The sequence below is a fragment of the Saccharopolyspora sp. NPDC002376 genome, from assembly GCF_053593195.1.
Genome location: NZ_JBSFBZ010000003.1, coordinates 224,131 through 250,565 on the forward strand (window position 1 = coordinate 224,131; position 26,435 = coordinate 250,565).

The window sequence follows — 26,435 nt, forward strand, 5'->3', positions numbered from 1 at the left end:
ATATCAATCTTCGTGCCAGAGACGGCTCTCGACCGATTACCGACTCGAAGCGAACTGCTGGCGTACCGCAGTTTCCTCCGCGCGCACGCCAGGGTCACTCGCTGTCTGGAAGGCGACCTGATCGCCGAACAACGACTCACGCTGGCCGCCTACGACGTGCTCGAAGCACTGGTCGAGGCGCCCGAGCGCCGGTTGCGGATGACCGAGCTGGCCGACGTGGTGCTGCTGTCCCGTTCCGGTGTGACCCGGCTGGTGGACCGCCTCGAACGGCTCGGGCTGGTGCAGCGGGTCCGGGTGGACTCCGACGGCCGCGGGGTGCAGGCGGTGATCACCGAACGTGGCGAGAACCGGCTGCGGACGGCGGTCGCGACGCACCGCAACGGCGTCGCGCGGTACTTCCTGTCGGCGACCGCCGGTGAGCTGGAGGCGCTGATGCGCACCTGCGAGCGGCTGGCCGACGGGGGTGTGCCGTCGCCGCCCGGGCAGCGTGCGCAAGCATGAGGGCGTGCCAGAAGCGAAGTCCTCAGCGCCCGATCTGATCCACGCGGTCGGCCTGGTCCGGTTCGTCGACCGCAAGTTGTTGCTGGTCCGCGCCGGTTACCAGGACGCGTTCTACCTGCCCGGCGGCAAGATCGACCCGGGTGAGACCGAGGTGCAGGCCCTGCACCGGGAGATCCGCGAGGAGCTGGGCGTCGAGCTGGTGGGCGCGGACTTCTACCGCCGCTACGTCACCGACGCGGTCGGCCAGGGCGAGGGCGTGCAGGTGTCGTTGAGCTGCTACTCCGGCGGTCTCGACGGTGAGGCGGAACCGGCGGCGGAGATCGCCGAGCTCGCCTGGATGACTCGCGAGGAGTATCTGGCCCGCCCGGTTACGGCCCCGGCGATCGTCGCCCTCTACGCAGACCTCGACCCGGCCTGATCACCCGTCCGAATTTCCCTAAACTTGGAACCTCACCCGTCGTGACCTGCGCGGTTGCGTCGGAGGTTTCCGAATTTCCCTAAACTTGGGACCCCGCCCGTCGTGACCTGCGCGGTTGCGTCGGAGATTTCCGAATTTCCCTAAACTTGGAACCTCACCCGTCGTGACCTGCGCGGTTGCGTCGGAGATTTCCGAATTTCCCTAAACTTGGGAGTCACTCCGGGGTTCGGGTTCGGCGCTTCTCGGCTTCGCTCTGCAGCCCGGGGAGCTCTTCGCGGAGGCGGTCCAGCTCGCCGCGCAGGTAGTCGCGGGTGGCGACCTCGCCGATCGCCAGGCGCAGCGCCGCCAGCTCGCGGGCCAGGAAGTCGGTGTCGGCCTTGGTCTGCTCCGCGCGTGTCCGGTCCTCTTCCAGTGAGATCCGGTCGCGGTCGTCCTGGCGGTTCTGCGCCAGCAGGATCAGCGGCGCCGCGTAGGACGCCTGGGTGGAGAAGGCCAGGTTGAGCAGGATGAACGGGTACGGGTCCCACTGCAGGCCGACCGCGAACAGGTTCAGGGCGATCCAGACGATCACGAAGACGGTCATCCAGAAGATGAACGTGCCGGTGCCCAGGAACCGGGCGATGCGCTCGGAGAACCGGCCGAACATCTCCCGGTCGAAGGACAGCGACACGCGACTCGGCGGCCGGGGCTGGTCGAGGCGGCGGTGGGTCAGCAGCTCGGGCATCAGCGCGCCTCCTGGTTCGTCTGCTGGTTGGGTTCGGTCTCGGGCAGTCCGCTCTCTCGCCAGCCCTCCGGCAGCAGGTGGTCGAGCACGTCGTCGACGGTGACCGCGCCGATGAGGTGCTCCTCGTCGTCGAGCACCGGGCCGCAGACCAGGTTGTAGGCGGCGAAGTAGCGGGTCACCTCGGTCAGCGGTGCCTGCGGGGACAGGCAGGCCAGGTCGGCGTCCAGCGCTCCGGCGACCAATGTGGACGGTGGTTCGCGGAGCAGCCGCTGGATGTGCACGCAGCCCAGGTAGCGGCCGGTCGGGGTGGCCGACGGCGGGCGGCAGACGAACACCAGGCTGGCCAGCGTCACGGTCAGGTCGGGGTTGCGCACCAGGGCGAGGGCTTCGGCGATGGTCGCGTCCGGTCCGACGACGATCGGTTCCGTCGTCATCAGGCCGCCCGCGGTGTCGGACGAGTATTCCAGGAGTCGTTTGACCGGTGCGGATTCCTCCGGGGCCATCAGGTCGAGCAGCCGCTCCTTGTCCACTTCGGACAGCTCGGCGAGCAGGTCGGCGGCGTCGTCGGGGTTCATCGCCTCCAGCACGTCGGCGGCGCGCTCGTCGTCGAGGCGGCGCAGCAGGTCCTTCTGGTCGTCCTCGGGCAGTTCCTCGACGACGTCGGCGAGCCGCTCGTCGTCCAACGCCTCGGCGACTTCGTAGCGGCGCTTGGACGGCAGGTCGTGCAGGGTGCTGGCGACGTCGACGGCGCGCATCGTGTCGAACATGGCCAGCAGCTGCTGGACGCCTTGCGGCCGGCCGGTGACCTCGGTGAACTCCAGACCGGCCACCTGGTCCCAGTCCAGCACGCGGGTCGGGCCGCGGCGGCCGAGCCGTCCGGTGCGCTCGCGGACGGCGAGCTTGATCAGCTGCCAGTCGCGGGTGCGGGTCTGCTCCATCGCGACGTCGACCAGCACGGCCGGAATGCCGTCGGGGTCGATGGAGACCCGCGCGTCGAGGAGTTGACCCAGCACCAGCAGTTCGTTGGGGCGCTGGTGGAAGTGCCGCAGGTTCACCGATCCGGTCGCCAGCGTCACCGCGTTGGGTTCGATCCGGGTGACCCGCAGCATCGGCACGAAGATGCGGCGGTGGGTTGGTAGCTCGACGACCACGCCGAGGACGCGCGGCGGCCGTCGCCCGATGCTGACCCCGGCGACCACGTCGCGCACTCGGCCGATCGACTCGCCGTCCGGCCCGAACACCGGGAGACCGGTCATCCGAGCAGCGAAGACCCTGGTCGCGGCTACCACGTGATCAGGTTATGCACTCCGCGGTCACCCCGCTGTGCGGGCGAGCTGGGTGACCCGCGGCACGTCCTGCCCCGGCCCGCGGCGTGGTACACACGCACCAGTCTCGTCGTTGAGGAGGACAAGGTGGACGGTCGACGTGCCCGGCGCAGCTGCCTGGCGGTGCCCGGTTCCAGTGCGAAGATGATCGACAAGGCGCGTGGTCTGGCCGTCGACCAGTTCTTCCTGGACCTCGAGGACGCGGTGGCGCCGCTGGCCAAGGCCGAGGCGCGGGATCGGATCGTCGGCGCGCTCAACGAGGGCGGCTGGGACGGCAAGATCCGCTCGGTGCGGGTCAACGCTCTGGACACCGAGTGGACCTACCGGGACGTGGTGACCGTCGTGGAGGGCGCGGGCGCCGAGCTCGACACGATCGTCCTGCCGAAGGTGAGCACCCCCGACCACGTGCGGTGGCTGGACCTGACGCTGACCCAGATCGAGCGGGCGATCGGCCTGGAGGTCGGGCGGATCGGCATCGAGCCGCAGATCGAAGACGCCGCCGGCCTGGTCGCGATCGATGCGATCGCCGCGGCCTCGCCCCGGGTGGCGGCGCTGGTGTACGGGCCCGCGGACTTCATGGCGTCGATCAACATGCGCTCCCTAGTGGTCGGCCACCAGCCGCCGGGCTACGACGTGGGCGACGCCTACCACTACACGCTGATGCGGATCCTGATCGCGGCCCGCGCGGCCGGGGTACAGGCGATCGACGGGCCGTACCTGCAGATCAAGGACGTCGACGGGCTGCGGCAGGTCGGCGGTCGCACGGCGGCGCTGGGCTTCGACGGCAAGTGGGTCCTGCACCCGGCGCAGGTGGACGCGGTGAACGAGCTGTTCTCCCCGCGCCAGGAGGACTACGACCACGCCGAGAACATCCTCGACGCCTACGAGTGGCACACCTCGGCGGCCGGCGGAGCCCGCGGAGCGGCGATGCTCGGCGACGAGATGATCGACGAGGCGTCCCGGAAGATGGCCCTCGTCATCGCCGGCAAGGGCCGAGCCGCGGGCATGCCCCGAACGGACCGCTGGACACCCCCGACCGACTGATAAGCCCCGCGCTCCCAACCTCACTCGACCAGGGGGCGTCCCGGGCAGTTATAGGCAAAACTGCCACCAACCCGCCACACCGCAGGCCGAGGAATTCTCCGCCGAACTGCACCGATGCGCTCCGTCACCCGGGGTGGTCAATTTCGCGAGAAATTGACGTTCACCCGGGTGGTGGTCAATTTCTCGCGAAATTGACCACCTCACCCAGCCACGGTCGGGGGAGCGGGGATTGGGGCCTCGGGGTTGGTCCGGTGGGTTGAGGTTGTGGGGCATTGGGGGCCGGATGCGTTGTCCGGGGCCACCGGTGGGCGTTGGCGCGGTAGGTTTCGGGTGATCCGCAGGTGTCGATGGAGAGGGCGGATTCCGAGGTGTCCACCGCGGCTGGAGCGGAGAACGAGCAGGAACTGCGCTTGGCGCTGGCGATGCGCGGTGGCGCGAGCATGGCGGTGTGGATCGGCGGCGCAGTCGCCGAGATCAACCGCCTGCGCACCGCGCTGCTCGACGCCAAAGACCCCGCCGGGGCGCACCCGTGGGCGGCGCTGGCGGAGCTGTCCGGCTACGACTCGGTCGCCGTCGACGTGCTCGCCGGGGCGTCGGCCGGTGGGCTGAACGCCACGCTGCTGGCCACCACCCTCGTCTACGGCATGCCCTTCGACCGGATGCGCGAGGTCTGGGTGCGGCTGGGCGACGTGGAGGCGATGTCCCGGCCGGTACCGAAGTTCTGGCAGCACAGCCCGCCGTCGCTGCTGGAGGGCGACGCCTACTTCCGCGCTGAGCTGGTCAAGGTCATCACCGGCAGCGTCCCCGCCCAGGCGGAGCTGCCGGGCAACCGCGCCGACCTGCTGCTCACCGCGACCCTGCTCGACCCGGTCGTGGAGCAGCGCCTCGACGCCCGCGCCGGTTCGATGCTGCAGGAGCGGCGCACCGCGAGGTTCGAGTTCCGGCACCGCGGCCGGGCGGGCGATCCGCTGTCGGACTTCGGTGCGGGCGAGCAGTTCGACGCCACGGTGCTGCGGCTGGCCCACGCGGCCCGCGCGACCTCGTCGTTCCCGTTCGCCTTCGAGCCCGCGCAGGTGCACTCGTCGCTCGGCAAGCCACCGGCGGGCGAGCCGAACATGGTCGGGTTGTTCTCCGAGACCACGGCCGATTCCGGTCGCGTGCCGTTTCGCGTGATCGACGGCGGCGTGCTGGACAACATCCCGGTGTCCGCGGCGATCCGCGCGATCACCGAAGCGCCCGCGGACCGCCCGACGCAGCGGTGGCTGCTGTACCTGAACCCGGATCCCATCGCTTCGCGAGAGCAGCGCCGCGAGCCGGGACGCGCGGTCCCGGTCAGCCTGACCGCGCTGCGCGCCCGCATGACGCAGGAATCGCTGCTGGGCGACCTCGACGCGCTCGAGGAGCACAACCGCGTCGTGGAGCGAACGACGTTGCGCCGCAAGGCATTGTTCGCGCAGCTTCATGCAACACCGGACGAAGAACGGCTCGACGCGTTGGAGCGCCAGGTCGCCGCCGTCGCGCCCGACCACGCGGTGGTGCGCTCGGAGCTCGACGCGCAGGCGGTGTACCAGCTGCTCACCGAACCCGCGGGCAGCGAGGACGGGAAGCTGCTGCCCCCGGTGGTCGGCGACCCGCTCGCGGACTGGTCGGCGCCGGCCCGAACCCAGCTCGATAAGCGCCTGTCCGACGGGCTCGGTCGCGAGGCGACGACGCGGGTCTTCGACGACGCGCGCAGCTTGATCACCGCAGTTCAGGAATGCCTCGGCTGGGCGTGGGACATCGAGCGCTGGTCGCCGGAGAGCCGGGAGATCGGGCGCTGCAAGTCGGTGCTCTACCGGCTGCGCACGTTCGCCGAAGTGCTGGAAGGCCACGCGGACCGGTACTGGATCAACGGCGCGAAGCTGGAGCCGATCGTCGAGACCGCGGAGCTCGATGAGTGGGTGCAGCGAGTGCTCCGGCGCCGGGTCCGGCTTCAGCACGCGCTGCCCACGCCGATCGCGCCGCTGCTCGGCGAGGCGCTGGGCGCGGTGGAGGAAGGCACGGACTTCCAGCGGGTGCTCGCGGAGTTCGCCGCCGAGCTCCGGTCCATTGTGGAGTCTTCGGGCGCTGATGCGGTTCCGGAGGCCACCGGGGTGGACGCGGTGTCCGAAGCCCGCAAGCTGCTGTACCGCGTCGCCGACCGGCTGGCGGCCTTGGCCCCGCCGCGCGCGCAGTGCGATGAGCCCGCGCAGATCGGCTATTCGCTGCTGGAGCGCAGCAATCAGCGGTCCGAAGTGCTCCAGCAGCTGGTGATTCTGACCGCGCCGCTGGACGTCGGTCGGGTACCGGGCTCGCGGATCAACCTGCTGCGCGTGGTCAGCGACGAGCAGAGCCCGCTGCCGTTCTCGGCGCTGCGGCGCGGGGAAAACGCCCCGCTGCGCATCGCGGACAAGATCCGCGGCCTGGACATCGGCAACTTCGGCGCGTTCCTGTCCGCCAAGTGGCGGGCCAACGACTGGATGTGGGGGCGGATGGACGCCGCCGCCGCGCTGGTCGGACTGCTCGCCGACCCGGCGCGGTTGGTGCAGCGGCACGGCGGGTCCGAGGCGTTGGGCGACGCGCTGCAGGCGATCGTCAGCCGGCCGACGAAGGCCGAGCTCGGCAACCTCGACGAGGACCATGCCAAGCAGTGGCGGGGTTTCCTGGCCGACGTCTGGGCCCGGCACGCGGGCGAGGTACGCGCCGAGCTGGACGCGATGTTCGCCCGGCCCGACGACGAGCACCCGCTGACCGAGACCCGCAACCTGCTCACCGAACGTCTGCAGTGGACGATCGCGGCGGAGGAAGTCCCATACGTGTCGACGGTGGCCTCGGGCGCGGACCAGCGCGGCGGCGGCGAGCCGTCGACGCCCGCCCCGGAGCAGCTGTCGAGCGAGGTCGAGCACTACGCCGTCGGCCGCCAGCGCTTCGCTGACCTGGGGGAGCGGCGGGCGCTGTCGTTGGCGACCCGCTTCGGCCTGCTCGGCTACCGCGCCGCGCGCCCGTCGCGCGGTGGCGTGCTGCCGTGGCTCGGTCGTCGGGCGATGACGCTGATCAAGCCGTTGGCGATGCTGGTCGTCTACACCGTTGCCGCTCCTCGCCGGGCGGCGCTGCTCGGTCTGCTCGCTGCCACTGCCGTGGCGTTCACCGGCATCGGCCAGACGAGCCTGCAGACCGCATCAGGTCTGGACGATCTCCAGCAGCACGTCACTGCCACGGCGGTATCAGTCCAGCAGAGCTACTGCCTGTTCGACTGCCCGATGCCGGAGGCGGACTTCGGCTGGTTCGCCTACGACCCGAAGCCGCCGGGTGACTGGCGGGGCCTCGCGGACTTCTCGGGCACTTCCTTCGGCCCCGGCGTGCTGTTCGCGATGCTGCTGGTGGCGGTGTTCGCGGTGTGGTCGGGCAGCAGGATCGTGTCCCGCTTCGGCCACGGACTGGCCCGCTGGCTCCCTGCGCTGGCCATCGCGGCGGTGCTGCTCGCCGCGGAGTTCTGGTTGTTCACCACCGGTTTCCGCCTCGGCCCGCTCGGCCTGGCGCTGGTCGCGGTGCTGCTGACCTGGCCCGCGGCGATCGCCTATCGGACCGGCGCCCGCATCGGAGCCGTCACTCTGACGGCACTGGTGTTCGGCGGCGTGCTGTGGCTGTCCGAGCCGAACGCCTGGAGCGGCGGGGGCTGGATCCTGCTGGCCACGGTGCTCACGGCCTACGCGCACATGATCCTGCTGGGCACGGTCGACGTCCTCACCCCGCGCCCGCGCGGACGGATGAGCTAGCGAGATCCCCGGACCGGTGGGACCGAATCCGTGTGCGGGTTCGCCTCGGTGATCGGGGCGCCCGTTCCGGCGATGGCGGCCAACTGCGGCGGTGTCAGACACGACATCCGGTTCGCTGCCGCGGCGCCCCACTCGTCGAGCCCCGCCTTCGGCAGGTCCTGGGTGGAGGCGACGACCACGACGTTGCCCGCGCGGTGGCGCAGCAAGACGCCGGGCTCGGCGAGGACCAGGACGTGCGGGAACACCTCGCGGACCGAGGCGAACGCGCGCAGCGCGAACTCCAGTTCACCGCCGTCCCAGATGTTCGCCGCGAACAGCCCGCCGGGACGCAGCACCCGCGAGATCTCGGTCAGGAACTCGACGGTGGCCAGCTCGGTGGCCACGCTCCCAGCGCGGAACACGTCGAGCACCACGAGATCGCTGCTCTCGTCCGGCGCGTCCTGGATGCCCGCTCGCCCGTCCCGCGCGCGCACGTCCAGCCCCGGCACCTCGTCCAGCGCGAGGTGCTCGCGCACGAGCTCGACCAGCGGCTCGTCGAGTTCGAACACGGTCTGCTCGGACCCGGGCCGCGTCGCGGCGACGTAGCGGGGCAGCGTGCACCCGGCACCGCCGAGGTAGGTCGCCGACACGGCGGCGCCGGACGGCCAGCACCGGTCGATCGTCTGCGCGATCCAGGCGATGTAGGGCAGCTTCAGGTAGGTCGGATCGGCGAGATCCACGAAGGACTGGGTGACGCCGTCGACGGCCACGGTCCACCCGCGAGACCGGTGCGGATCGGGGATCAGCTCGGCCTCGCCGAACCAGACCGACCGCTCGATGCAAACCCGCTTCACAACACCCACCCCCCACCAGAAACCCTAGCCAACCGGCGGCTGGGGATGCGTGCTGCGTCGTGGACCGACATGATCTCCGGGAAGCCCTCGCAGGGTAGCCTGATGGGGGACGGGACATTGCGGTGGAATCGGGCTCGTCCGCCGCCGCCGGTTCCGACCTTGGCAGCACTTTTCACGGAGGTGTCAGCGGTGTCCAACCCATTCACCGGCGCCAGCCGGCAGACGCCGGGCACACCGAGCCTGCCCACGCCGCCGACCGGTTGGCCGATCGGCTCCTACAGCACGTACGAAGAGGCGCAGCGCGCCGTCGACCACCTCGCGGACAGCGATTTCCCCGTGCAGGAGGTGACCATCGTCGGCGTCGACCTGATGCTCGTCGAGCGGGTCACGGGACGGCTGACCTGGGGCCGGGTGCTGGGCGGCGGCGCCGCTTCCGGCGCCTGGTTCGGCCTGTTCGTGGGTCTGATCATGGGCATGTTCACCCCGCAGGGCAGCTGGATCGGCCCGGTGCTGGCCGGCCTCGGCGCGGGTTTGTTGTTCGGTCTGGTCTTCGCCGCGGTCGGCTACGCCTCCACGCGCGGCCGCCGCGACTTCTCCTCGGCGAGCCAGCTGGTCGCGGGCCGCTACGACGTCCTTGCCCAGCCCCGCCACGCGGAGCAGGGGCGCGACCTCCTCGCCAAGCTCGCGATGAAACCACCACCCACGCAGTGACGCGTTCGCACCGATGCCCAGGCCCCCGTCCGGAGCCTGGGCATCGTGCTTTCGGGGGAGTCCGGGGGTTGCCTGTTTCGCCGTATTTCACGTGTTGGCAACAAGGGGTGCGGCGGTCTTGCCGCGGCTGATCAAGAGCCCTAGCTTTCCCTTCACCGGCGTCATCGCCGGTGGTGGCAGGCGACGGAGCGTGGGCACTCGGGCTCGGTCGTGGCTGCGACCAGAAACCGGGAGGACCGATCGTGAGAGTTCGCCGCACTCGTCGCGCGGCGGTGCTCGGAGCGTCGCTGGCCTGCGCGTCCGCGCTGACCGCCTGCGCCCCGGCATCCAGCGCGAACACCGTGAACCTCTACAGCGCGCCCGAGGAGAACCTGCAGCAGAACGTCGACCGCTGCAACGCCGAGTCGGGCGGGCGGTACAACATCGTCTACCACAAGCTGCCCCGCGACGCTGACGGCCAGCGCGAGCAGATGGTGCGCCGGCTCGCCGCCGGGGACGACGGCATGGACGTCCTGAACCTCGACGTCACCTGGACCGGTGAGTTCGCCGAGGCGAAGTGGATCCGGGAGTGGACCGGGCAGGACAAGACCGACGTCGAGCAAGGCACGCTGCAGGGGCCGCTGGAAACCGCCACTTGGGGCGGCAAGCTCTACGCAGCGCCGAAGAACACCAACGTGCAGCTCCTCTGGTACCGCAAGGACCTGGTGCCCGAACCGCCGAAGACCTGGGACGAGATGATCTCCACCGCCCAGCGTCTCAAGCAGGAGGGCAAGCCGCACTGGATCTCGTTGACCGGCGCGCAGTACGAGGGCTTGTACGTGCACTTCAACACGCTGGTCGAATCGGCGGGCGGGCACATCGTCTCCGACGACGACAAGACCGCCGTGGTCGACGAGGGCGCGGTGCGGGCGTTGCAGGCGCTGCACGACCTCGGCACTGCGGGCGTGACCAGCGCGTCGATGAACAACGCCAAGGAGGACGACGCCCGGCAGGAGTTCGAGTCCGGGCAGTCCGCGTTCCAGCTGAACTGGCCGTTCGTCTACGCCTCGATGCAGGAGAAGAAGCCGGAGCTGGCCGCGAAGGTCGGCTGGGCGCGGCTGCCGGGTCTGCAGCCGGGGGTGCCGAGCAAGTCCACCATCGGCGGCGGCAACTACGCGATCAGCAGCTTCTCGACCAAGCCGGAGCTGTCCTTCGAAGCGGCCAAGTGCCTGCGCAATCCGGAGAACCAGAAGGCCTCCGCGCTCAACGACGGTGTGCCGCCGACGATCGAGTCCGTCTACGCCGATCCCGAGATCGCCGCCGAGTACCCGATGCGCGACACCATCCTGGAAGCCCTCAAGGATCCCGGTGTTCGCCCGGTGACCCCGGCCGCCCAGAACGTCTCCACGGTGTTGTCCAAACTGCTGTCCCCGATCGCGCAGATCGACCCGCAGCCCACCGCGGACCGGATGCGCACCGAGGTGCAGAACGCCTTGGAGTCCAAGGGAGTGATGCCCTGATGGTGCAGCGAGGTCAAGCGGAGCCCGTGGCGGTGTCCAACGGCGGGGGAGCGATCAGCGAGGGCAAGAAGGCCGAACGCCGGCTCGGCTGGATGCTGTGCGCCCCGGCCGCGCTGGTGATGCTCGCCGTCACCGGTTACCCGATCCTCTACGCGCTGTGGCTGTCGTTCCAGCGCTTCGACCTGAAGTACCCGGACCAGCGCGAGTTCGTCGGGCTGGACAACTACATCACCGTGCTGAGCAACAGCTACTGGTGGACGGCGTTCTGGGTGACCGTGCTGGTCACCGCGGTGTCGGTGGTCATCGAATTCGCGCTCGGCATGGGCCTGGCGCTGGTCATGCACCGGGCTCTGGTCGGCCGCGGTCTGGTCCGCACGGTCACCCTCATCCCGTACGGAATAGTCACCGTGGTCGCGGCTTTCAGCTGGCGCTACGCCTGGACGCCGGACACCGGCTACCTCGCCAACGCGATCACACCAGGCGGCGCACCACTGACCGAGCACGCCAGCGCGCTGGCCATCGTGATCCTCGCCGAGGTCTGGAAGACCACCCCGTTCATGGCGCTGCTGCTGATGGCCGGGCTGGCGCTGGTGCCTGACGACCTGCTCAAGGCGGCGGCGATGGACGGCGCCGGGCCGTGGCAGCGGTTCGTGAAGGTGATGCTGCCGGTGATGAAACCGGCCATCCTGGTCGCGCTGCTGTTCCGCACCCTCGACGCCTTCCGCGTCTTCGACAACATCGTGGTGCTCACCTCCGGCGCGCAGGACACTTCGTCGGTGTCGGTGCTGGCCTACAACAACCTGATCAAGGGACTGAACCTGGGCATCGGCTCCACCATGTCGGTGTTGATCTTCGTGGCCGTCGCGCTCATCGCGTGGATCTTCGTCAAGCTCTTCGGCACGGCCGCGCCCGGTAGTGACGACGAGGGGAGGCGCTGATGGCGGGCGTGGGAGGGGCGGAGACCCCGGCGCGGAAGGCCAAGTGGACGGTGCTCAACGTCGTCGTCGTGGTCTACGCGCTGCTGCCGGTGCTGTGGATCCTGTCGCTGTCGTTCAAGACGCCGGACACGCTGTCCGACGGCAACCTGATTCCGCGAGAGTGGACGCTGGAGAACTACGCGGCGATCTTCAGCACCACGGAGTTCACCCGCGCGCTGCTGAACTCCATCGGCATCGCGCTGATCGCGACCGCGATCGCCGTCGTGCTGGGAACAATGGCGGCCTACGCGATCGCCCGGCTGGAGTTCCCAGGCAAGCGGCTGCTGGTCGGGGTGTCGCTGCTGATCGCGATGTTCCCGCAGGTGTCGCTGGTGTCCCCGCTGTTCGAGATCGAGCGGGTGCTGGGGCTTTTCGACACATGGCCGGGCCTGATCCTGCCCTACATCACCTTCTCGCTGCCGCTGTCGATCTACACGCTGTCGGCGTTCTTCCGGGAGATCCCGTGGGAGCTGGAGAAGGCGGCCAAGATGGACGGCGCGACGCCGGGGCAGGCCTTCGCGAAGGTGATCGCGCCGCTGGCCGCGCCGGGCGTGTTCACCACCGCGATCCTGGTGTTCATCTTCTGCTGGAACGACTTCCTGTTCGCGATCTCGCTGACCTCCACGGAGAACTCCCGGACGGTGCCGGTGGCGCTGCAGTTCTTCACCGGCAGCTCGCAGTTCGAGGACCCGACCGGGTCCATCTCCGCCGCGGCGGTAGTGATCACCGTTCCGATCATCGTGTTCGTGCTGTTCTTCCAGCGGCGCATCGTGTCCGGACTGACCTCCGGCGCAGTGAAGGGGTGAGGCGAAGTGGCCGAGATCGTGCTGGACGCGGTGTCCAAGCGCTATCCCGACGGGGCGTTGGCGGTCGACGAGGTGAACCTGGAGATCGCTGACGGCGAGTTCGTGATCCTGGTCGGCCCGTCCGGCTGCGGGAAGTCCACCACGCTAAACATGATCGCCGGGCTGGAGGACATCAGCTCCGGCGAGCTGCGCATCAGCGGTGAGCGGATGAACGAACGCGCGCCGAAGGACCGCGACATCGCGATGGTGTTCCAGTCCTACGCGCTGTACCCGCACATGACGGTGTTCGAGAACATGGCCTTTCCGCTGCGCCTGGCCAAGGTTGACACGACGAAGGTGCGGGCGAAGGTCGAGGAGGCGGCCAAGATCCTCGACCTGACCAAGCACCTGGAGCGAAAGCCGGCCAACCTCTCCGGCGGCCAGCGTCAGCGCGTCGCGATGGGGCGAGCGATCGTCCGCAGCCCCAAGGCGTTCCTGATGGACGAGCCGCTGTCCAATTTGGACGCGAAGCTCCGAGTTCAGATGCGCACGTCGGTCTCGAAGCTCCAGAAGCGCCTGGGCACCACGACGGTCTACGTCACCCACGACCAAACCGAGGCGATGACCTTGGGCGACCGCGTGGTCGTCCTGCGCGGCGGAGTCGTGCAGCAAGTGGGCGCGCCCCAACACCTCTACGAACACCCGGCGAACCTGTTCGTAGCGGGCTTCATCGGCTCTCCAGCGATGAACTTCGCACCGGTCGAGGCCGTCGACGGAGTCCTACGCGGCCCCCTGGGCGACGTCCCGCTCAACGACCGCCTCCGCCGCGCCCTGGAATCCGCCAACGCCCCACGCGAACTCGTCCTCGGCATCCGCCCGGAGCACTTCGAAGACGCCACCCTGCTCGACGACGCGACCCGCGCCACCGGCGCAACCTTCCAAGGCGAGGTAGACGTAGTAGAGGAAATGGGCTCGGACAAATACGTCTACTTCACCCTCCACGGCGGCCGCGCGAGCACGGCGGAACTGGACGAACTCGCAGCCGACAGCGGCAGCGCCGACGTCCCGACCGACGAAGGCCAGGTCGTCACCCGCCTCTCGGTCCAGTCCGGAGCCCGCGAGAACCAACCCCTCAACGTCTGGTTCAACCCCGACAAGATCCACCTCTTCAATCCCACCACCGGCCGCACCCTCACCTGATCCAGACCCGGTGAAGGGCACCTTTGACCGACTTAAACTCGGTCAAAGGTGCCCTTCACGGCTCACCTGATCGGTGGGCGGCCGAGGTCTTGGGTCCAGTAGGTGCGGTACTGGCTGGTCGGGACTTCTGCGTGGCCGACGCCCAGGTCGGTGAATTCGCAGTCGAGGATGTTGCCTCGGTGGACTGCGGTTTCCATCCACTTCTGGAAGACGGCTGTGGGGGAGTCGTAGCCTGCGGCGATGTTCTCCCCGATGTAGTTGCCCGGGTAGCCCGCTGCTTGGGTGCGGTCCGCGGGGTCGCTGCCGTCGCTCCCGGTGTGCTCGAAGTGGTTCTGGTGGGCCATGTCTGCGCTGTGTTCCGCCGCCGCCTCGTTCAGGTTCGCGTTCAGGCGTAGCGGTGGGCAACCGGCGCCCGCTCGGGCGTTGTTGGTCAGGTCGAGGAGCTGTTGCTCGACCGGCGGTGCTTTCGCCGCCAGGAGCAGCGGTGCGGCGCCGAGCAGCGCCAGAACCGCGGCAGTCGTGCGCAAACCCGGCATCCGCGACCACCTCCACCGTTGGAGATCCTTGCCTGGTGGGAGTTATAGCCGCACCACGACCGCGATGCGCGACTGCATCGCTGAATGTGGCTACCGCTCGTGGGTGCGAATTCAGGCCACAGTGGACGAGTGGATCAGGGCTGGTTCGAGATCAGCACGAACAGGGTGAAGATCCATCCCATGATCAGTGCGACGAGGATGGTGAGCTTGTTGGTCATCAAGCGAGTCATGGCGATGCCTCCGACGTGAACAACGAAGATCTGCAAGAGAATTCGTCCTCACGATGTGGCCCGCGGAAATCCCGGCAGGCGTCAGCGCACGGCGGCGCGCGGCGCGGCGGGAACCGCGTCCCACATCGCGCCGGGTTTTCGCTGCACCCACGAGGTGTGCCGGAACAGCTGTTCCGCGATCTGCCGTCGCGTCACCGGACTTCGTCGCGGCAGAGGGGCGGAGGTGGGTTGATGCTTGGCGTGCCCCTGGTTCTGCAGCAGCCGGTGCATGACAACCTCCTCACGCGCGGATACCGCCCGAATTGAACGGGCGGCGGTGAATGGCAGGTGGCGCGTCCGGAAGAAGACCGGGCGCGAAGTGACCCCGCTGAGCGTATCGTCCGAGATCCGGACTTCGTTACCCAGTGCCATCACAACCACTTGTTCCTGCGGAAGATCTTGAACAGCACCATGCAGGCGCACATCATCACCGCGAGCACGCCCGGATAGCCGTAGGTCCAATCCACCTCGGGCATGTTGGTGAAGTTCATGCCGTAGATTCCGGCGATCATGGTCGGCGTCGAGATGATCGCGACCCACGCGGAGATCTTGCGCATGTCGGTGTTCTGCTGGAGCGTGATCTTGGCCAGCGTCGCGTCCACCAGGGTGGTCAGCAGTTCGTCGAAGGAACCCACCATTTCCGAGACCTTCGCCAGGTGGTCCTCGACGTTGCGGAAGTAGGAGCGCACGTCGTCGGCGACCATCGGCGTGTAGCCGTCGGCCAGCCGCTGCAACGGCTTCGTCAGCGGTAACACCGCCCGGCGCAGCTCCAGCACTTCGCGCTTCATCAGGTAGATCTGCTCGGCGTCGACCTTGGTGCGCGGCTCGAAGACCTCGGCCTCGATCTCGTCGATGTCGTCCTGGATGGCCTCGGTGACCTCCAGGTAGGTGTCCACCACGAGGTCGGCGACGCCGTGCAGCACCGCCGACGGCCCCAGCGCCAGCTGCTCCGGATCGGCCTCCAGCTGGCTGCGCACCTGACCGAGCCCGGCGTGCTTGCCGTGCCGGACGGTGATCACGAAGTCCCGGCCGAGGAACACCATCAGCTCACCGGTGTCGACGATCTCGCTGGTCGCCGACCGCCGGTCCGACGAGAGGTAGCGGACCGTCTTGAGCACCATGAACAGCGTGTTGTCGTAACGCTCGAGCTTCGGCCGCTGGTGGGCGTGCACGGCGTCCTCGACGGCCAGCTCGTGCAGTCCGAAGGTGTCGGCGAGACCGTTGATCTGCTCTTCGGTGGGTTCGTGCAGTCCGATCCAGACGAATCCGGTGCCGCGGCGCCGCACTTCTTCGACGGCATCGAAGTGGTTCCAGGTGCCTTCGACCCGCTTGCCGTCGACGTAGATCCCGCAGTCCACCACGTAGTCGGAGGTCGGTGCGGGCGTCGGGCGAGGCGCGGTGCGGGACGTGCGGCCGTTTCGGTTGCGCAGACCGAGCGAGGGGAGGTTGGGCACGGCGGCCTCCAGGGGTGTCCGGGGCGCGTTCCGTCGGGGTGGATCAACCGGGGAACGACGAGCTTCGAGGCGCGGAACGGGGTCGCGCATCCCGGCCGGGTCCGGAGGGGGCGATGACCGGCAGTGCTAGCGGACGGTCTTCCCGGCGGGGATGCGGTTGGTACTGCACGGAAGAGCGCTGTCGGCGCTATTGCCCACGATCCCTCACCTCCTGAAGGTCATCCACCGATGCGGTGGTCCTCGCGTCAGCCAACCGGCAACGATACTCCGTCGGAGCGTTGCCGCGGCAACCGCTCTAGCAGAACGTCACAAGGCGCATCGAATGGCGGACGGAAACGGGTGAATTGGGCGATGTGGGCGAATGCCCGCGAGCTCCGCGGCCTGGTTCGGACAACTCGGTCACCGAGGATCGAAGTGATCATCCGGTCGAATCCAGACGATCACTCGTTGCGGGGTAAACAATCCCAGGACCGCAGGTAGTCCGCCAAGCCCTCCGTCAGAGCGCCGTCGGCGTCGAATGTGGCGAAAGTCGCACTGTCCGCCCAAATGGCATCTGCGGCGTCATCACCAGGGCAAAGTGCCCAATCGTTGCTCCGACAGGAGTAATCGAGGATGTCGTAGGTCCCGTGCGGAGTGGGGCGGGTGATGCGGCCGACGAGCGCGCCGACAGTGACGGAGAGTCCCGTTTCCTCGAGGACTTCGCGTTGTACCGCCGAATGGTCGGATTCTCCCTGCTCCACCTTGCCGCCGGGCAGCGACCACTTCCCGGCATCCGGCTCATGTGCGCGTTTGATCAGCAGTAACCGGCCAAATGGGTCGTGGATCACTGCTCCGATGCAGCGGATCATGGGGTTCTCCGATACGATCATCGCCACGGAGGGTAGTTGATCCGAGCCCGCTTGGATACGACTGACCCAAGTGCGGTACAAAGCTGCCGTAAAGCAGCGAAGTGCGGTACAACGGATCAGCAAACGCCTGCGCTACTCAAGGGCATTTTCGGACGGGGTGCGTGACAGTGAACATGAAGAAAATCCTCACGTGGGCCGGAGTTGCTTTCCTCCTGTATTTCCTGTTTGCCGCGCCAGCTCAAGCGAGTGGCGTGGTCAACGGCATCCTGGACAGCCTGAAGGGCGCAGCAGAGGCCGTCATCACCTTCATGCAGAACCTCTTCCAGTAAGCGCGAGCCGCGGGAGGCGGGTGCCTTGTTCGCTCCGAGGGATCCCGACGAGTACCTGCTGGACACCGAACGCAGGGTGATCCGCGTGCGGCGCCACTGGGCGTGCTTGCTGTGGGATCTCTTCGAAGCGATCGGCCTGCTCGTCGGCCTGGTTATGGTGTCGTACCTGCTGCCAGCGGGAAACGCCTGGTTGTTCCAGAACATCCTCTGGTACGCCGGGTTGATCGTCCTGGTGCGCTTCACGTACCAGGTGCTCGACTGGTACGTGGAACGCGTCGTCGTCACCGACAAGAGGTTCTTGCTGACCTCCGGCATCTTCACCACCAACGTGGCGATGATGCCGATCACGAAGGTGACCGACCTGACCTTCGCTCGTTCCTTGGCGGGCCGGATCTTCGGGTACGGCACCCTCGTGGTCGAGTCGGCCGGTCAGATCCAGGCGCTCAACCGCATCGAGTACGTCCCGAACCCAACCGAGGTCGAAGACGCGATCTCCGGCCTGGTCTTCGGTGACAAGAAGGGTCAGCAGCAGGACCGCTTCTCGATGCTCAAGGCTCGCCGAGCAGCAGTCGGAAAGCGCAAAGCCGCCAAGCTCTGAGCGATGATCGGCCCGGCGGGCGTCCAGCTCGCCGGGCCGATCGCCGCCCGGACAGCGGTCGCCGCGGTTCGCGGAGCATGGGTCACACTGTTCGGTGTGCTAATCGACCTGCACACGCATTCCACCGAGTCCGACGGCACCGACACACCGGCCGAGCTGGTGGCCACGGCCGTCGCGGCGGGGCTGGATGCCATCGCGATCACAGACCACGACACCACCGCGGGCTGGGCCGAGGCCGAGCGAGCGGTGCGCGAACTCGGGCCGCCGGGCCGGCTCCGGGTCGTCCCGGGCGCTGAGCTGTCCTGCGCATGTCCGGACGGCAACGGCCGGACGATCACCGTGCACCTGCTGGCGTACCTGTTCGACCCGGCGTCCGAGGCGCTCGTCGTCGAGCAGTCGCGGCTGCGCGCGGAGCGGCGGGAAAGGCTGCTCCAGATGGCTCGGCACATGGCGGCCGACGGTTTCCCGATCGACCCGGAGGGGTTGATGGCCGGGCTGCCGCCGGACTCGCCGGGCGGCCGTCCGCACCTCGCGCGCGCTCTGGTCGAGGCGGGAACGGTGGCCAGCGTGGACGAGGCGTTCGCCAAGTACCTCGGTGGCACCGGTCGGTACTACCTGCCGCGTACCGACACCCCGATCCAGCGCGCGATCCAGATGATCTCCGACGCCGGCGGGGCGACCGTGCTGGCGCACCCCTTCGCGACGGCTCGCGGACCGGTGGTGACCGCGGAGGTCGTCGAGGAGCTGACCGGGCACGGGTTGGCCGGCATCGAGATCGACCACCCCGACCACGACCCCGCGACGCGCGAGCGGCTGCGCGGGCTCGCCGCCGAGCTGGACCTGATCCCCACCGGGAGCAGCGACTACCACGGCACCAACAAGACGATCCGGATCGGCCAGGAGACGACGCCGCCGGAGTCATTGGACCGACTCGTCGACAGGTGCAGCGGTAGCAAGATGATCGACTGAACGGGGCAGGTCGAGGTGTAGTAGCAAAACTGCGTACTGTGGGTCACGTGCAAGGGCAGCTCGGTCTCGAAGGCATTCCCAGCAAGTTGGTGCGGGTGACGCCGGCTCGCCTGTCGACCTGGCAGCAGTGCCCGCGCAAGTACCGCATGAACTACCTGGATCGCCCGACCCCGTCGCGATCCGGTGCCCGGGCCAACGCCACGTTGGGCGCGGTGGTGCACAACGCGCTGCGTGCCTACTTCGACCTGCGCGTCGACCAGCGGTCGCCGGAGCGCGCCTCGGCGCTGGTGCGGGAGTACTGGAAGTCCGACGGGTTCGCCGATCCCGAGCAGGCCGCTGAATTCCGCGGGCGCGCGCAGGAATGGGTCCACGGGTACGTCGCCGAGCTGCCTCCGGGGGAGACTCCGCTCGCGGTCGAGCGGTGGGTTTCCGCGCCGGTCGGGTCGATCATCGCCGAGGGCCGGGTGGACCGGATCGACGAGCGGCACGGGGAACTCGTGGTCGTCGACTACAAGACCGGACGATTCGGGCTGCAGATCAGCGACGCGCGGGATTCGTTGGCGCTGGGCCTCTACGCGCTGGCCGTGCGCAAGCAGTTCCACCGGACCTGCCGCCGCGTCGAGCTGCACCACCTGCCGAGCGGAACCGTAGCGAGCTGGGAGCACACCGCGGAATCGCTGGCCGAGCTGCGGGATCGGGCCGAGCAGCTGGCTGCCGAGTTCCAGAGCGCCGCGGACGAGCTGGAACTCGGGGGAGACCCGGAGTCGCTGTTCCCGGTGCGCACCGGGCGGCACTGCTCGTGGTGCGATTTCCGGTCGCACTGCGCCGAGGGCAAGCAGGCGGCACCAGATCTGCCGTCCTGGTCTGCGTTGGAAACCTGATGAGCAGCCGAGAAGAGCACCGGCGGATGCGCGCACCGGAGCCGCGCCGGTTCCGAACCCAGCCGATCCCCGCCGATGCTGGTCGGAGACGGCACGCGCATCAGCCTGCCAGCCGGAGCAAGGGCAGGTTCCGCGGCTTGAGCGGAGCGCTGGCGGCCGGGTTTCTCGTGCTCTCACTGTTCCTCGCCGGCGTCCAGTTCTGGGCGACGCGGGAGGGGCTGGAAGGGCCCGGCTTACCAGCGGTGATCAGCCAGCTGGTGGCGTCGCTGGTGGCCTTGGCGCTGCAGGCGGTCGCCGATCGCCGCCGCGATCTGGCCGGTGGCCTCGCGACTGTCGGAGTGTTCGTCCTGGTGCTGGGTTCGCTGTGGTTCTGGTGGTGGCTCTGACGAGCTGTGCGCCTTTTCCGGCGTCATAGCACCGGAAGTGCTCACGGGGTGATCAGCGGAGAGCGACGAGGGTATCGCCGCGCTGTTCGAGCAGAACCGAACCGACCGCGTTGAGCTGCACCGGGCCGGTGTATCCGCCGCGGTCCACCGGGATCACGCGCTCGTGGTTGCCGGTGCCGGGGTCGATCACGGCGAGCCCCTCCCGCACCGGGACCAGCAGCTTTCCGGCGAATCCGGTGCCCGGTCCGAGGGTGTCCGGGACGCTCCACTGCGGGGTGAGCGTGGTCGGGTCGAGCGCGAGGGTGTCCGCACCGGTGTGCCAGTAAATCCGGTTGCCCGTCTTGGTGCCCTCGACCTGCACGTTCGACCGGAAGTCCGGGGTGCCGAGGCGGACCGGGTAGCGCGTGACCTCGCGGCCGTTGTCGTCGAACACGACCACCGTGGAGCGGTCGCGCTCGACCACCGCGACGTGCTTGCTCGTGACCGCGATGACCCCGGCCGAGGCGCTGCCGAGCCCGGTGCTGAAGACCTCCTCGGGCTTCTCGTCGTCCTCCGGCTTGGTCTTGATGACCGTGATCCGGCCCAGCTCCTGCGGGCACTTCTCGATTACGCCGACTCGGTCGTCGCCGACCGCGGTGGAGGTGTACGTGCAGTTCGGGCGCTTCATGTTGTTGTCCGGGTTCTTGACCGCGGGCGGAATGCCGAACTGCTGGGTGCGCACCAGGTCCGAGCGCCACGATTCGAAGGTGTGCTGCCCGGTGGCGGTCACGTAGGTGCCGTCGGAGAGCAGCTGGGTGTCGAGCTCGGCGTCGGAGTTGCGCTGCGGACCGCGGAGCCCGGTCGGCCCCTGCAGCGAAGTGACCTCGCTGCAGTTGCGGGACTTCCGGAAGACCGCGATCGCCCGGTCCCACTCCGAACCGATCGTGCACAGTGGAATGTCGCGCGCGTAGCGCCAAGCGACTCGACCGGTTTCGGGATCATGTCCGAGGACTTCGTTGCCCGAGCCGGTCACGGCCGCCGGACCGGCGACGACGGGAACCGGGGTGGCGGGACTCGGAGCCCGCCACGCTTCGGTGAATCCCTCAGGAACGCTCTTGGCCTCGGGGAGTTCGGGCAGAGGGTGCGGGGCAACCTCGGAAACGGTGGCCCGGGCGTCGCTGTTGAACCACAGCACGGTCCCGGTGACGACCACGGCGACCGCGATCAGCGCGACCACGACGAGGTCGGTACGCGTACGCCGCTCCGGCCGGACCACCATCACTCCTAAAAAAAGCTCGCCTCGAGGGCGAGCTTACAAGCCTGTTTCCAGACCCGTGCTTCTCAGCGGCTGTTGATCCGCCTGCGGGGTGGATGGCGATCTCCCGCGAAACCGCCATCCGCTGCCTCCGCTACGCGGCGCCGCCTTCGGCGTTGCCGCTGCGCGTCGAACCGCCGGCTTCGCCGACCTGGTCGCCGCCCGGACGACGCCTCCGGCGTCGACGGCGCGGCCGCTCCCCGGCGTCGGCTTCCGCGCCTGCGGCGGGCGCCTCGGGCGCCGGTGCGCTGGCCTCGGCTCCGCCGCGGGTGCGACGGCGCTGACGCGTGCGCGCGGGCCGGGTCTCGGAGTCGCTGTCCTGGCGGGCGCCGGCCTCGGCTTCGCCGCGGGACTCCTGGCCACCGCGGGTGCGTCGGCGGCTGCGCCGCGGACGCTTGGGCTCGCCGCCCTGCGCCTCGGGCTCGGCGTCGAGGCCTTCCCGGGTGCGCTTGGACAGCGGAAGCCGTCCGGTGACGTCGGTCGGGATGTCGAGTTCGATGAACAGGTGCGGCGAGGTGGAGTAGGTCTCCACCGGCTGCGGTTTGTCCAGACCCAGCGCTTCGCTGATCAGCTTCCAGCGGGGCTCTTCGTCCCAGTCGACCAGGGTGATCGCGACGCCCTCGCGGCCTGCCCGGCCGGTGCGGCCGATGCGGTGCACGTAGGTCTTCTCGTCGTCCGGGCACTGCAGGTTGATCACGTGCGTGACCCCGGCGACGTCGATGCCTCGGGCGGCCACGTCGGTGGCGACCAGGATGTCGACCTTGCCGGAGCGGAACGCGCGCAGCGCCTTCTCGCGGGCGCCCTGGCCGAGGTCGCCGTGCACCGCGCCGGCCGCGAAGCCGCGCTCGGTGAGCTCGTCGGCCACCTTCTGGGCCTGCCGCTTGGTGCGGCTGAAGATCATCGCCAGACCGCGACCGTCGGCCTGCAGCGCTTTGGCGATCAGCTCGGTCTTGTCCATCGCGTGCGCCCGGTAGATGAACTGCCGGGTGCGCTCGTGGACTGCGCTCTCGTCGGCCTGCTCCGCGCGGATGTGCGTGGGGCGGGTCATGAAGGTGCGGGCCAGGGTCAGGATCGGGCCCGGCATGGTGGCCGAGAACAGCATCGTCTGCCGCTGCTCGGGAACCATGTGCAGGATCCGCTCGATGTCGGGCAGGAAGCCCAGGTCGAGCATCTCGTCGGCCTCGTCGAGCACCAGCCCGCGGACCTTGCCGAGCACCAGGTGGCGCTGTTCGGCCAGGTCGAGCAGGCGGCCCGGGGTGCCGATGACGACGTCGACGCCCTTCTGCAGGGCGGAGATCTGCTCCTCGTAGGGGCGGCCGCCGTAGACCGCGACGGTGCGCACGCCCAGGTGCTTGCCCGCGTCCGTGAGGTCGCGAGTGACCTGCAGGCACAGCTCGCGGGTCGGGACCACGACGAGCGCCTGCGGGGTGCCGTCGCCGGGCACCTGCACGCGGTGCAGCAGTGGGACGCCGAAGCCCAGCGTCTTGCCGGTGCCGGTGCGCGCCTGGCCGATCAGGTCCTCGCCGCCCATCGCCAGCGGCAGGGTCAGCTCCTGGATGGCGAAGGTGCGCTCGATGCCCGACTCGCTCAGCGCCCGGACGATGTCCGGGTGCACGTCCAGCTCGGCGAAGGTCGGGGCTTCCGGGGTCGCGTTCGGCGCGGTGCCCGGCTCCTCGGCCTCGGGGCTGCCGCCGCCGTTGGGGTCTTCGAGGCCGTCAGGGGCCTGGGTGTTGGTGAACGTCAGAATGATCGCCTCTCTCGGTACCTGCGCGCTCGCGTCCCGGTTCGGGTCGATCCGTGGCGACGTCCTCCGGGCACTGCGGCCTGCTGTTCCCAGCCGCTCGCTGTGCTCGTGGTCACCGACGTGATGATGCGCGCCTCTGTTCGCTCAGCGGAGATCCGCTGCGGTTCGTTCTTCTCGGCGTCGCGTGCGCCAAAACCGGCGTGCGAGCTCTCGTGGGCCGCGTTCGCACCGGCAGTGGTCCGGGGCCGTCCCGCTCGGGCTGTCGCGCCCGGATCGTGACGTTCGGGGAGCCAGCCCCACGGTGCGCGACCGGCAGGCCGCCCGCTGGACGCCGAAGCTCCTCCGGTGTCCGAGGATACCTGTTGGTCGACCGTTCTGACCGTGGCGCGTATAACTCGGGCGCGCCGCCGGTTACGCTCGCAGCCATGAGTGAGGCTGACCAGAACGCGGCGCTGCCGGGAGAAAGTGACGAACGTTACTCGGAAGGCGTCGTGGATCTGCTGGCGGCACTGGCCTACGGCGAGCTCAGCGCATTCGACCGCCTCGCCGAGGATGCGCGCACAGCACCCACTCTGACCGGGCGCGCCGCGCTGGCCAGCATGGCGGCGGCGGAGATGGGGCACTACCGGTTGCTGGAGGAGCACCTCGCCGGGCGCGGGGTGGAGATCGGCGCGGTGATGGAGCCCTTCGCCGAGCCGTTCGAAGCGTTCAACGCCTCCACCGCGCCGCATTCGTGGCTGGAGTCACTCGTCAAGGCCTACGTCGGAGACGGTCTGGCGGCCGATTTCTACCGCGAGGTGGCCGAGTGGCTCGACCCGACATCGCGCGAACTGGTGCTCGCGGTTCTGGCCGACACCGGGCACGCGGCCTTCGCCGAGCGCGAGGTGCAGGCGGCCTGCGAGGACGACCGCCAGCTGCGCGACAAGCTGACGCTTTGGGGTCGGCGCCTGCTGGGCGAGGCGATCATGCAGGCGCAGCGGGTGGTCGCCGAGCGCGACGCGCTGGCCGAGCTGATCATCAAGGGCTCGGGCGACCTGACCGGCATCGGAGCCATGTTCCGCCGCCTGCAGAGCAACCACGGCAAGCGCATGGAGCGCCTCGGCCTCGGCTGATGACCACAGTTTCAATGAGGTTTTTCCATCCTCGTTTTGCGTAGCGGTGCGGGTAGCGGAACCTCAGACGCCGCCTGGACTGCGGGTGCCCGACTGGAGGCTGTGGTTCTGCCGGCCCCGGTTGGGTTGCTGCGGTTGGCGGAATAGCGGCGCGGCGGGCTTCGTTGCCCTGAGTCGGTACGGGCTGGGATAACCTTGCCGCATCCATCGGAATCGAGTGCCCAACGGAGGTTCGGCGTGGAGGTCAAGATCGGCGTCGTGGACAGCCCGCGCGAGCTGACGGTCGCCAGCGGACAGTCCCCCGAAGAGGTCGAGTCGCTGGTCGCCGACGCGCTGAAGAACGCTGACGGCGTGCTGGCGCTGACCGACGAGAAGGGGCGGCGCATCATCGTCCCGTCGACGAAGGTCGCCTACGTGGAGATCGGCCCGGCCGAGCTGCCGCGGGTGGGCTTCGGCGTCGGCTGATCGGGGAAAGTTCCGCCCTGCGCGAGTCCGCGCGGTTGCTAGACCGAGGTGAAGGGCACCTCTCGCCAGTACCTGGTGGGAGGTGTCCTTCGCGTTTCGCGCGGCTCAGTCGTCCACGCCGGCCGGGATCGGGAACGGCGGGCGGCCGGTGCCGGTGATCCGGAAGCGGCCCCACGGATCCGGGTCGGACAGGGTGCCCTGCGCTTCGCCCTGCGGGGTGCTCAGCAGTACTGCCATCTTGCGGTTGGCGGCGAACTCGGCCACCTCGTCGTGCGCGGCCAACCGTCCGTACCAGTGGAAACGGCCGTCGATCGGCTGGAAATGGCCGCGCAGCACCACTTCGACCGCGACCTCGCGGTCCTCGGTGCGCAATGTGGCCGGGCCGCGGTAGTCGTCCTCGTCGTGCTCATCCATGGTCGGCGTCCTCCTCGTCGACATCGGCCACCACGCGCAAGCCGTGCTCGTTGATCTCCAGCGGTTCGTCGGGGTCGATCACCAGTCCGGCCGAGCGCAGCAGACCGTCGATGGCGTGCCAGATGATCTGCGCCAGGTAGTCGGTGAGGTCGCTGCGGCTCATCGACTGCCGGTCCAGCCACCAGTCACCGCTGGCCTGCACCATCCCCACCGCGCCGTGGCTCCAGACCTCGACCCCGCCGGAGTCCAGGCCGAGCAGTCGCAGGTACTTGCCGAGCAGGCGGGACAGCGAGTTCGCGATCACCGTCTTCTCCACCGTGACCGGGTCGCTGCGCACCGGTCGGTCGGCGAAGGTGCGCTGCACGACGAACCGGTACAGGTCCGGGTACTGCTCGATGGTCCCGAGGTAGGTGTCGAGCAGGCGGCGGATCCGCTGGTTGGGGCTGCCGGTCTCGTGGAACAGCGGCCGCAGACGCTGCATCAGCAGCTCCGCGCCCCACTCGCCGACGGCGACGTAGAGGTCGCTCTTGTCGTGGAAGTGCCGGTAGAGCACCGGCTTGCTGACCCCGGCCTCGGCGGCGATGTCGTCCATGCCGACCTCGGCCCCGTGCTTGCCGATGGCCCGCACCGTCGCCTCGACGAACTCGGCGCGCCGCGCCTGGCGGTGTTCGCGCCAGCGTTCCCGCCGCGCGTCGCCGCGTTCGCCGTCGCGCGGAGCGGCCTTGACAGGTCGAGAGATGTAGCTCACGCTACCCAAGGTATCCGTTACCCGGAGTAACATGCGACGCCGCGGGTTGAGGGGTGATCATCGGATGAGCAGGGCCTTGCAGGTCAACGACCGGGAGAAGACGGCGGGCAGGCTGCTGAGCTCGTCCGCCCGGAACAGCTACGACCGACCGTCGTGCTCTCCGGCCTGGCCGACCGGCTCACGCCGCACACCCACTCCCGCCGCATCGCCGAGGCGCTGCCGGACGCGAAGCTGCTGATCTACGCGGGCGCGGGCCACATGCTCCCGTTGGAGCGAACGGCGGAGGTCACCGACCGCATCGCCGAACTGGTCGCCCGAGCCGCCCGCTGACCGACCCCGACACGCCACAGTTTCAATTGAAACTGTAAATCCCAGCCACGGCGGATCACAGTTTCAATTGAAACTGTGATCCCCGCCAGGGCCAGGCACCGACCCGTCCGGCGCGGTGCCCGGGTGTCGGAGGTGTGCGATTTCGATGGAAATTGGATGTCCAATTTCCATCTCGCGCGATCAACGTTCGTCAGGTACGAGATCGCGATCAACACTCACATCCTTCCAAGGTGGGGCAACGTCCAGT

General features: G+C 69.0%; 28 protein-coding genes. 17 read left to right on the forward strand and 11 right to left on the reverse strand.

Annotation, left to right across the window (positions count from 1 at the left end; genetic code table 11):
- The first annotated feature begins 12 nt into the window (after positions 1-12).
- Both ACWCO2_RS04070 and ACWCO2_RS04075 read left to right on the forward strand, forming a co-directional pair.
- Positions 13-501 (forward strand): MarR family winged helix-turn-helix transcriptional regulator, encoded by a 489-nt coding sequence (locus ACWCO2_RS04070; protein WP_450126217.1) that lies wholly within the window; start codon positions 13-15, stop codon positions 499-501.
- A 4-nt stretch (positions 502-505) separates the two neighbouring features.
- Positions 506-919, forward strand: a complete 414-nt coding sequence (locus ACWCO2_RS04075; protein WP_450126218.1) for an NUDIX hydrolase — start codon at positions 506-508, stop codon at positions 917-919.
- A gap of 214 nt (positions 920-1,133) precedes the next feature.
- Here the strand turns inward: ACWCO2_RS04075 and ACWCO2_RS04080 are convergent, their stop codons facing one another.
- A complete protein-coding gene (locus ACWCO2_RS04080) occupies positions 1,134-1,643 on the reverse strand; it encodes a DUF1003 domain-containing protein (RefSeq protein ID WP_450126219.1) in 510 nt (169 codons plus the stop codon).
- Positions 1,643-2,932 (reverse strand): magnesium transporter MgtE N-terminal domain-containing protein, encoded by a 1,290-nt coding sequence (locus ACWCO2_RS04085; protein ID WP_450126220.1) that lies wholly within the window; start codon positions 2,930-2,932, stop codon positions 1,643-1,645. Before ACWCO2_RS04085 ends, ACWCO2_RS04080 begins: the two co-directional genes overlap by 1 nt.
- A 123-nt stretch (positions 2,933-3,055) precedes the next feature.
- Between ACWCO2_RS04085 and ACWCO2_RS04090 the strand changes: the two genes are divergently transcribed.
- Positions 3,056-4,012, forward strand: a complete 957-nt coding sequence (locus ACWCO2_RS04090) for an HpcH/HpaI aldolase/citrate lyase family protein (protein WP_450126221.1) — start codon at positions 3,056-3,058, stop codon at positions 4,010-4,012.
- Between the two features lie 347 nt (positions 4,013-4,359).
- Positions 4,360-7,806 (forward strand): patatin-like protein, encoded by a 3,447-nt coding sequence (locus ACWCO2_RS04095; RefSeq protein WP_450126253.1) that lies wholly within the window; start codon positions 4,360-4,362, stop codon positions 7,804-7,806.
- On the opposite strand, the gene ACWCO2_RS04100 is transcribed toward ACWCO2_RS04095, so the two are convergent.
- The gene (locus tag ACWCO2_RS04100) at positions 7,803-8,639 is read right to left on the reverse strand and encodes a spermidine synthase (RefSeq protein ID WP_450126222.1); all 837 of its coding nucleotides are present in this window, start codon (positions 8,637-8,639) and stop codon (positions 7,803-7,805) included. The genes ACWCO2_RS04095 and ACWCO2_RS04100 overlap by 4 nt on opposite strands.
- A 189-nt stretch (positions 8,640-8,828) precedes the next feature.
- Here ACWCO2_RS04100 and ACWCO2_RS04105 point away from each other — a divergent pair, with 189 nt between their 5' ends.
- The 5 genes from ACWCO2_RS04105 (at position 8,829) to ACWCO2_RS04125 (ending at position 13,811) form a co-directional block, all read left to right on the forward strand.
- A complete protein-coding gene (locus ACWCO2_RS04105; protein ID WP_450126223.1) occupies positions 8,829-9,350 on the forward strand; it encodes a general stress protein in 522 nt (173 codons plus the stop codon).
- A 242-nt stretch (positions 9,351-9,592) separates the two neighbouring features.
- Positions 9,593-10,849: an ABC transporter substrate-binding protein gene (locus ACWCO2_RS04110; RefSeq protein ID WP_450126224.1), complete on the forward strand. Its 1,257-nt coding sequence runs from the start codon at positions 9,593-9,595 to the stop codon at positions 10,847-10,849.
- Entirely contained in the window at positions 10,849-11,787 is a 939-nt protein-coding gene (locus ACWCO2_RS04115) for a carbohydrate ABC transporter permease (protein ID WP_450126225.1), read from the forward strand. Before ACWCO2_RS04110 ends, ACWCO2_RS04115 begins: the two co-directional genes overlap by 1 nt.
- Entirely contained in the window at positions 11,787-12,632 is an 846-nt protein-coding gene (locus ACWCO2_RS04120; protein WP_450126226.1) for a carbohydrate ABC transporter permease, read from the forward strand. Before ACWCO2_RS04115 ends, ACWCO2_RS04120 begins: the two co-directional genes overlap by 1 nt.
- A 6-nt stretch (positions 12,633-12,638) precedes the next feature.
- Entirely contained in the window at positions 12,639-13,811 is a 1,173-nt protein-coding gene (locus tag ACWCO2_RS04125; RefSeq protein WP_450126227.1) for an ABC transporter ATP-binding protein, read from the forward strand.
- A 62-nt stretch (positions 13,812-13,873) separates the two neighbouring features.
- On the opposite strand, the gene ACWCO2_RS04130 is transcribed toward ACWCO2_RS04125, so the two are convergent.
- The 4 genes from ACWCO2_RS04130 to ACWCO2_RS04145 form a co-directional block, all read right to left on the reverse strand.
- Positions 13,874-14,347 carry a CAP domain-containing protein gene (locus tag ACWCO2_RS04130; RefSeq protein WP_450126228.1) on the reverse strand — a complete coding sequence of 158 codons (474 nt, stop codon included), beginning with the start codon at positions 14,345-14,347 and terminating at the stop codon, positions 13,874-13,876.
- A gap of 311 nt (positions 14,348-14,658) precedes the next feature.
- The gene (locus ACWCO2_RS04135) at positions 14,659-14,847 is read right to left on the reverse strand and encodes a hypothetical protein (RefSeq protein WP_450126229.1); all 189 of its coding nucleotides are present in this window, start codon (positions 14,845-14,847) and stop codon (positions 14,659-14,661) included.
- Between the two features lie 140 nt (positions 14,848-14,987).
- Positions 14,988-16,070, reverse strand: coding sequence for a magnesium/cobalt transporter CorA (gene corA, locus ACWCO2_RS04140; protein ID WP_450126230.1), 1,083 nt, complete (start codon positions 16,068-16,070; stop codon positions 14,988-14,990).
- A 440-nt stretch (positions 16,071-16,510) separates the two neighbouring features.
- On the reverse strand, positions 16,511-16,918 hold the full coding sequence (locus tag ACWCO2_RS04145) for an NUDIX hydrolase (protein ID WP_450126254.1): 408 nt from the start codon (positions 16,916-16,918) through the stop codon (positions 16,511-16,513).
- Positions 16,919-17,085: 167 nt separating this feature from the next.
- On the opposite strand from ACWCO2_RS04145, the gene ACWCO2_RS04150 reads away from it, so the two are divergent.
- The 5 genes from ACWCO2_RS04150 (at position 17,086) to ACWCO2_RS04170 (ending at position 20,081) form a co-directional block, all read left to right on the forward strand.
- Entirely contained in the window at positions 17,086-17,247 is a 162-nt protein-coding gene (locus tag ACWCO2_RS04150) for a hypothetical protein (protein ID WP_270948804.1), read from the forward strand.
- 25 nt (positions 17,248-17,272) lie between these two features.
- Entirely contained in the window at positions 17,273-17,845 is a 573-nt protein-coding gene (locus ACWCO2_RS04155) for a PH domain-containing protein (RefSeq protein WP_450126231.1), read from the forward strand.
- Between the two features lie 87 nt (positions 17,846-17,932).
- A complete protein-coding gene (locus tag ACWCO2_RS04160) occupies positions 17,933-18,814 on the forward strand; it encodes a PHP domain-containing protein (RefSeq protein WP_450126255.1) in 882 nt (293 codons plus the stop codon).
- 47 nt (positions 18,815-18,861) lie between these two features.
- Positions 18,862-19,695, forward strand: coding sequence for a RecB family exonuclease (locus ACWCO2_RS04165; RefSeq protein ID WP_450126232.1), 834 nt, complete (start codon positions 18,862-18,864; stop codon positions 19,693-19,695).
- Positions 19,695-20,081, forward strand: a complete 387-nt coding sequence (locus ACWCO2_RS04170) for a hypothetical protein (RefSeq protein ID WP_450126233.1) — start codon at positions 19,695-19,697, stop codon at positions 20,079-20,081. The genes ACWCO2_RS04165 and ACWCO2_RS04170 overlap by 1 nt, the downstream gene beginning before the upstream one ends.
- Positions 20,082-20,133: 52 nt before the next feature.
- On the opposite strand, the gene ACWCO2_RS04175 is transcribed toward ACWCO2_RS04170, so the two are convergent.
- Positions 20,134-21,339: an Rv3212 family protein gene (locus ACWCO2_RS04175; RefSeq protein ID WP_450126234.1), complete on the reverse strand. Its 1,206-nt coding sequence runs from the start codon at positions 21,337-21,339 to the stop codon at positions 20,134-20,136.
- 130 nt (positions 21,340-21,469) lie between these two features.
- Positions 21,470-22,996: a DEAD/DEAH box helicase gene (locus tag ACWCO2_RS04180; RefSeq protein WP_450126256.1), complete on the reverse strand. Its 1,527-nt coding sequence runs from the start codon at positions 22,994-22,996 to the stop codon at positions 21,470-21,472.
- Positions 22,997-23,544: 548 nt separating this feature from the next.
- Between ACWCO2_RS04180 and ACWCO2_RS04185 the strand changes: the two genes are divergently transcribed.
- Together ACWCO2_RS04185 and ACWCO2_RS04190 are read left to right on the forward strand one after the other, a co-directional pair.
- Positions 23,545-24,231: a ferritin-like fold-containing protein gene (locus tag ACWCO2_RS04185; protein ID WP_450126235.1), complete on the forward strand. Its 687-nt coding sequence runs from the start codon at positions 23,545-23,547 to the stop codon at positions 24,229-24,231.
- 237 nt (positions 24,232-24,468) lie between these two features.
- On the forward strand, positions 24,469-24,696 hold the full coding sequence (locus tag ACWCO2_RS04190) for a DUF3107 domain-containing protein (protein WP_351053717.1): 228 nt from the start codon (positions 24,469-24,471) through the stop codon (positions 24,694-24,696).
- A gap of 105 nt (positions 24,697-24,801) precedes the next feature.
- Here the strand turns inward: ACWCO2_RS04190 and ACWCO2_RS04195 are convergent, their stop codons facing one another.
- Positions 24,802-25,110: a DUF4873 domain-containing protein gene (locus tag ACWCO2_RS04195; protein WP_450126236.1), complete on the reverse strand. Its 309-nt coding sequence runs from the start codon at positions 25,108-25,110 to the stop codon at positions 24,802-24,804.
- A complete protein-coding gene (locus tag ACWCO2_RS04200) occupies positions 25,103-25,858 on the reverse strand; it encodes a TetR/AcrR family transcriptional regulator (RefSeq protein WP_450126237.1) in 756 nt (251 codons plus the stop codon). The genes ACWCO2_RS04195 and ACWCO2_RS04200 overlap by 8 nt, the downstream gene beginning before the upstream one ends.
- A gap of 153 nt (positions 25,859-26,011) precedes the next feature.
- Between ACWCO2_RS04200 and ACWCO2_RS04205 the strand changes: the two genes are divergently transcribed.
- Positions 26,012-26,188 (forward strand): alpha/beta fold hydrolase, encoded by a 177-nt coding sequence (locus ACWCO2_RS04205; protein WP_450126238.1) that lies wholly within the window; start codon positions 26,012-26,014, stop codon positions 26,186-26,188.
- The last annotated feature ends 247 nt before the right edge of the window (positions 26,189-26,435 follow it).

Coding starts and splice junctions, on each gene's coding strand:
- ACWCO2_RS04080 (WP_450126219.1), bottom strand. CDS start 1,643: ATGCCCGAGCTGCTGACCCACCGCCGCCTCGACCAGCCCCGGCCGCCG.
- ACWCO2_RS04095 (WP_450126253.1), top strand. CDS start 4,360: ATGGAGAGGGCGGATTCCGAGGTGTCCACCGCGGCTGGAGCGGAGAAC.
- ACWCO2_RS04115 (WP_450126225.1), top strand. CDS start 10,849: ATGGTGCAGCGAGGTCAAGCGGAGCCCGTGGCGGTGTCCAACGGCGGG.
- ACWCO2_RS04120 (WP_450126226.1), top strand. CDS start 11,787: ATGGCGGGCGTGGGAGGGGCGGAGACCCCGGCGCGGAAGGCCAAGTGG.
- ACWCO2_RS04130 (WP_450126228.1), bottom strand. CDS start 14,347: ATGCCGGGTTTGCGCACGACTGCCGCGGTTCTGGCGCTGCTCGGCGCC.
- ACWCO2_RS04135 (WP_450126229.1), bottom strand. CDS start 14,847: ATGCACCGGCTGCTGCAGAACCAGGGGCACGCCAAGCATCAACCCACC.
- ACWCO2_RS04145 (WP_450126254.1), bottom strand. CDS start 16,918: ATGATCCGCTGCATCGGAGCAGTGATCCACGACCCATTTGGCCGGTTA.
- ACWCO2_RS04170 (WP_450126233.1), top strand. CDS start 19,695: ATGAGCAGCCGAGAAGAGCACCGGCGGATGCGCGCACCGGAGCCGCGC.
- ACWCO2_RS04175 (WP_450126234.1), bottom strand. CDS start 21,339: ATGGTGGTCCGGCCGGAGCGGCGTACGCGTACCGACCTCGTCGTGGTC.
- ACWCO2_RS04185 (WP_450126235.1), top strand. CDS start 23,545: ATGAGTGAGGCTGACCAGAACGCGGCGCTGCCGGGAGAAAGTGACGAA.
- ACWCO2_RS04195 (WP_450126236.1), bottom strand. CDS start 25,110: ATGGATGAGCACGACGAGGACGACTACCGCGGCCCGGCCACATTGCGC.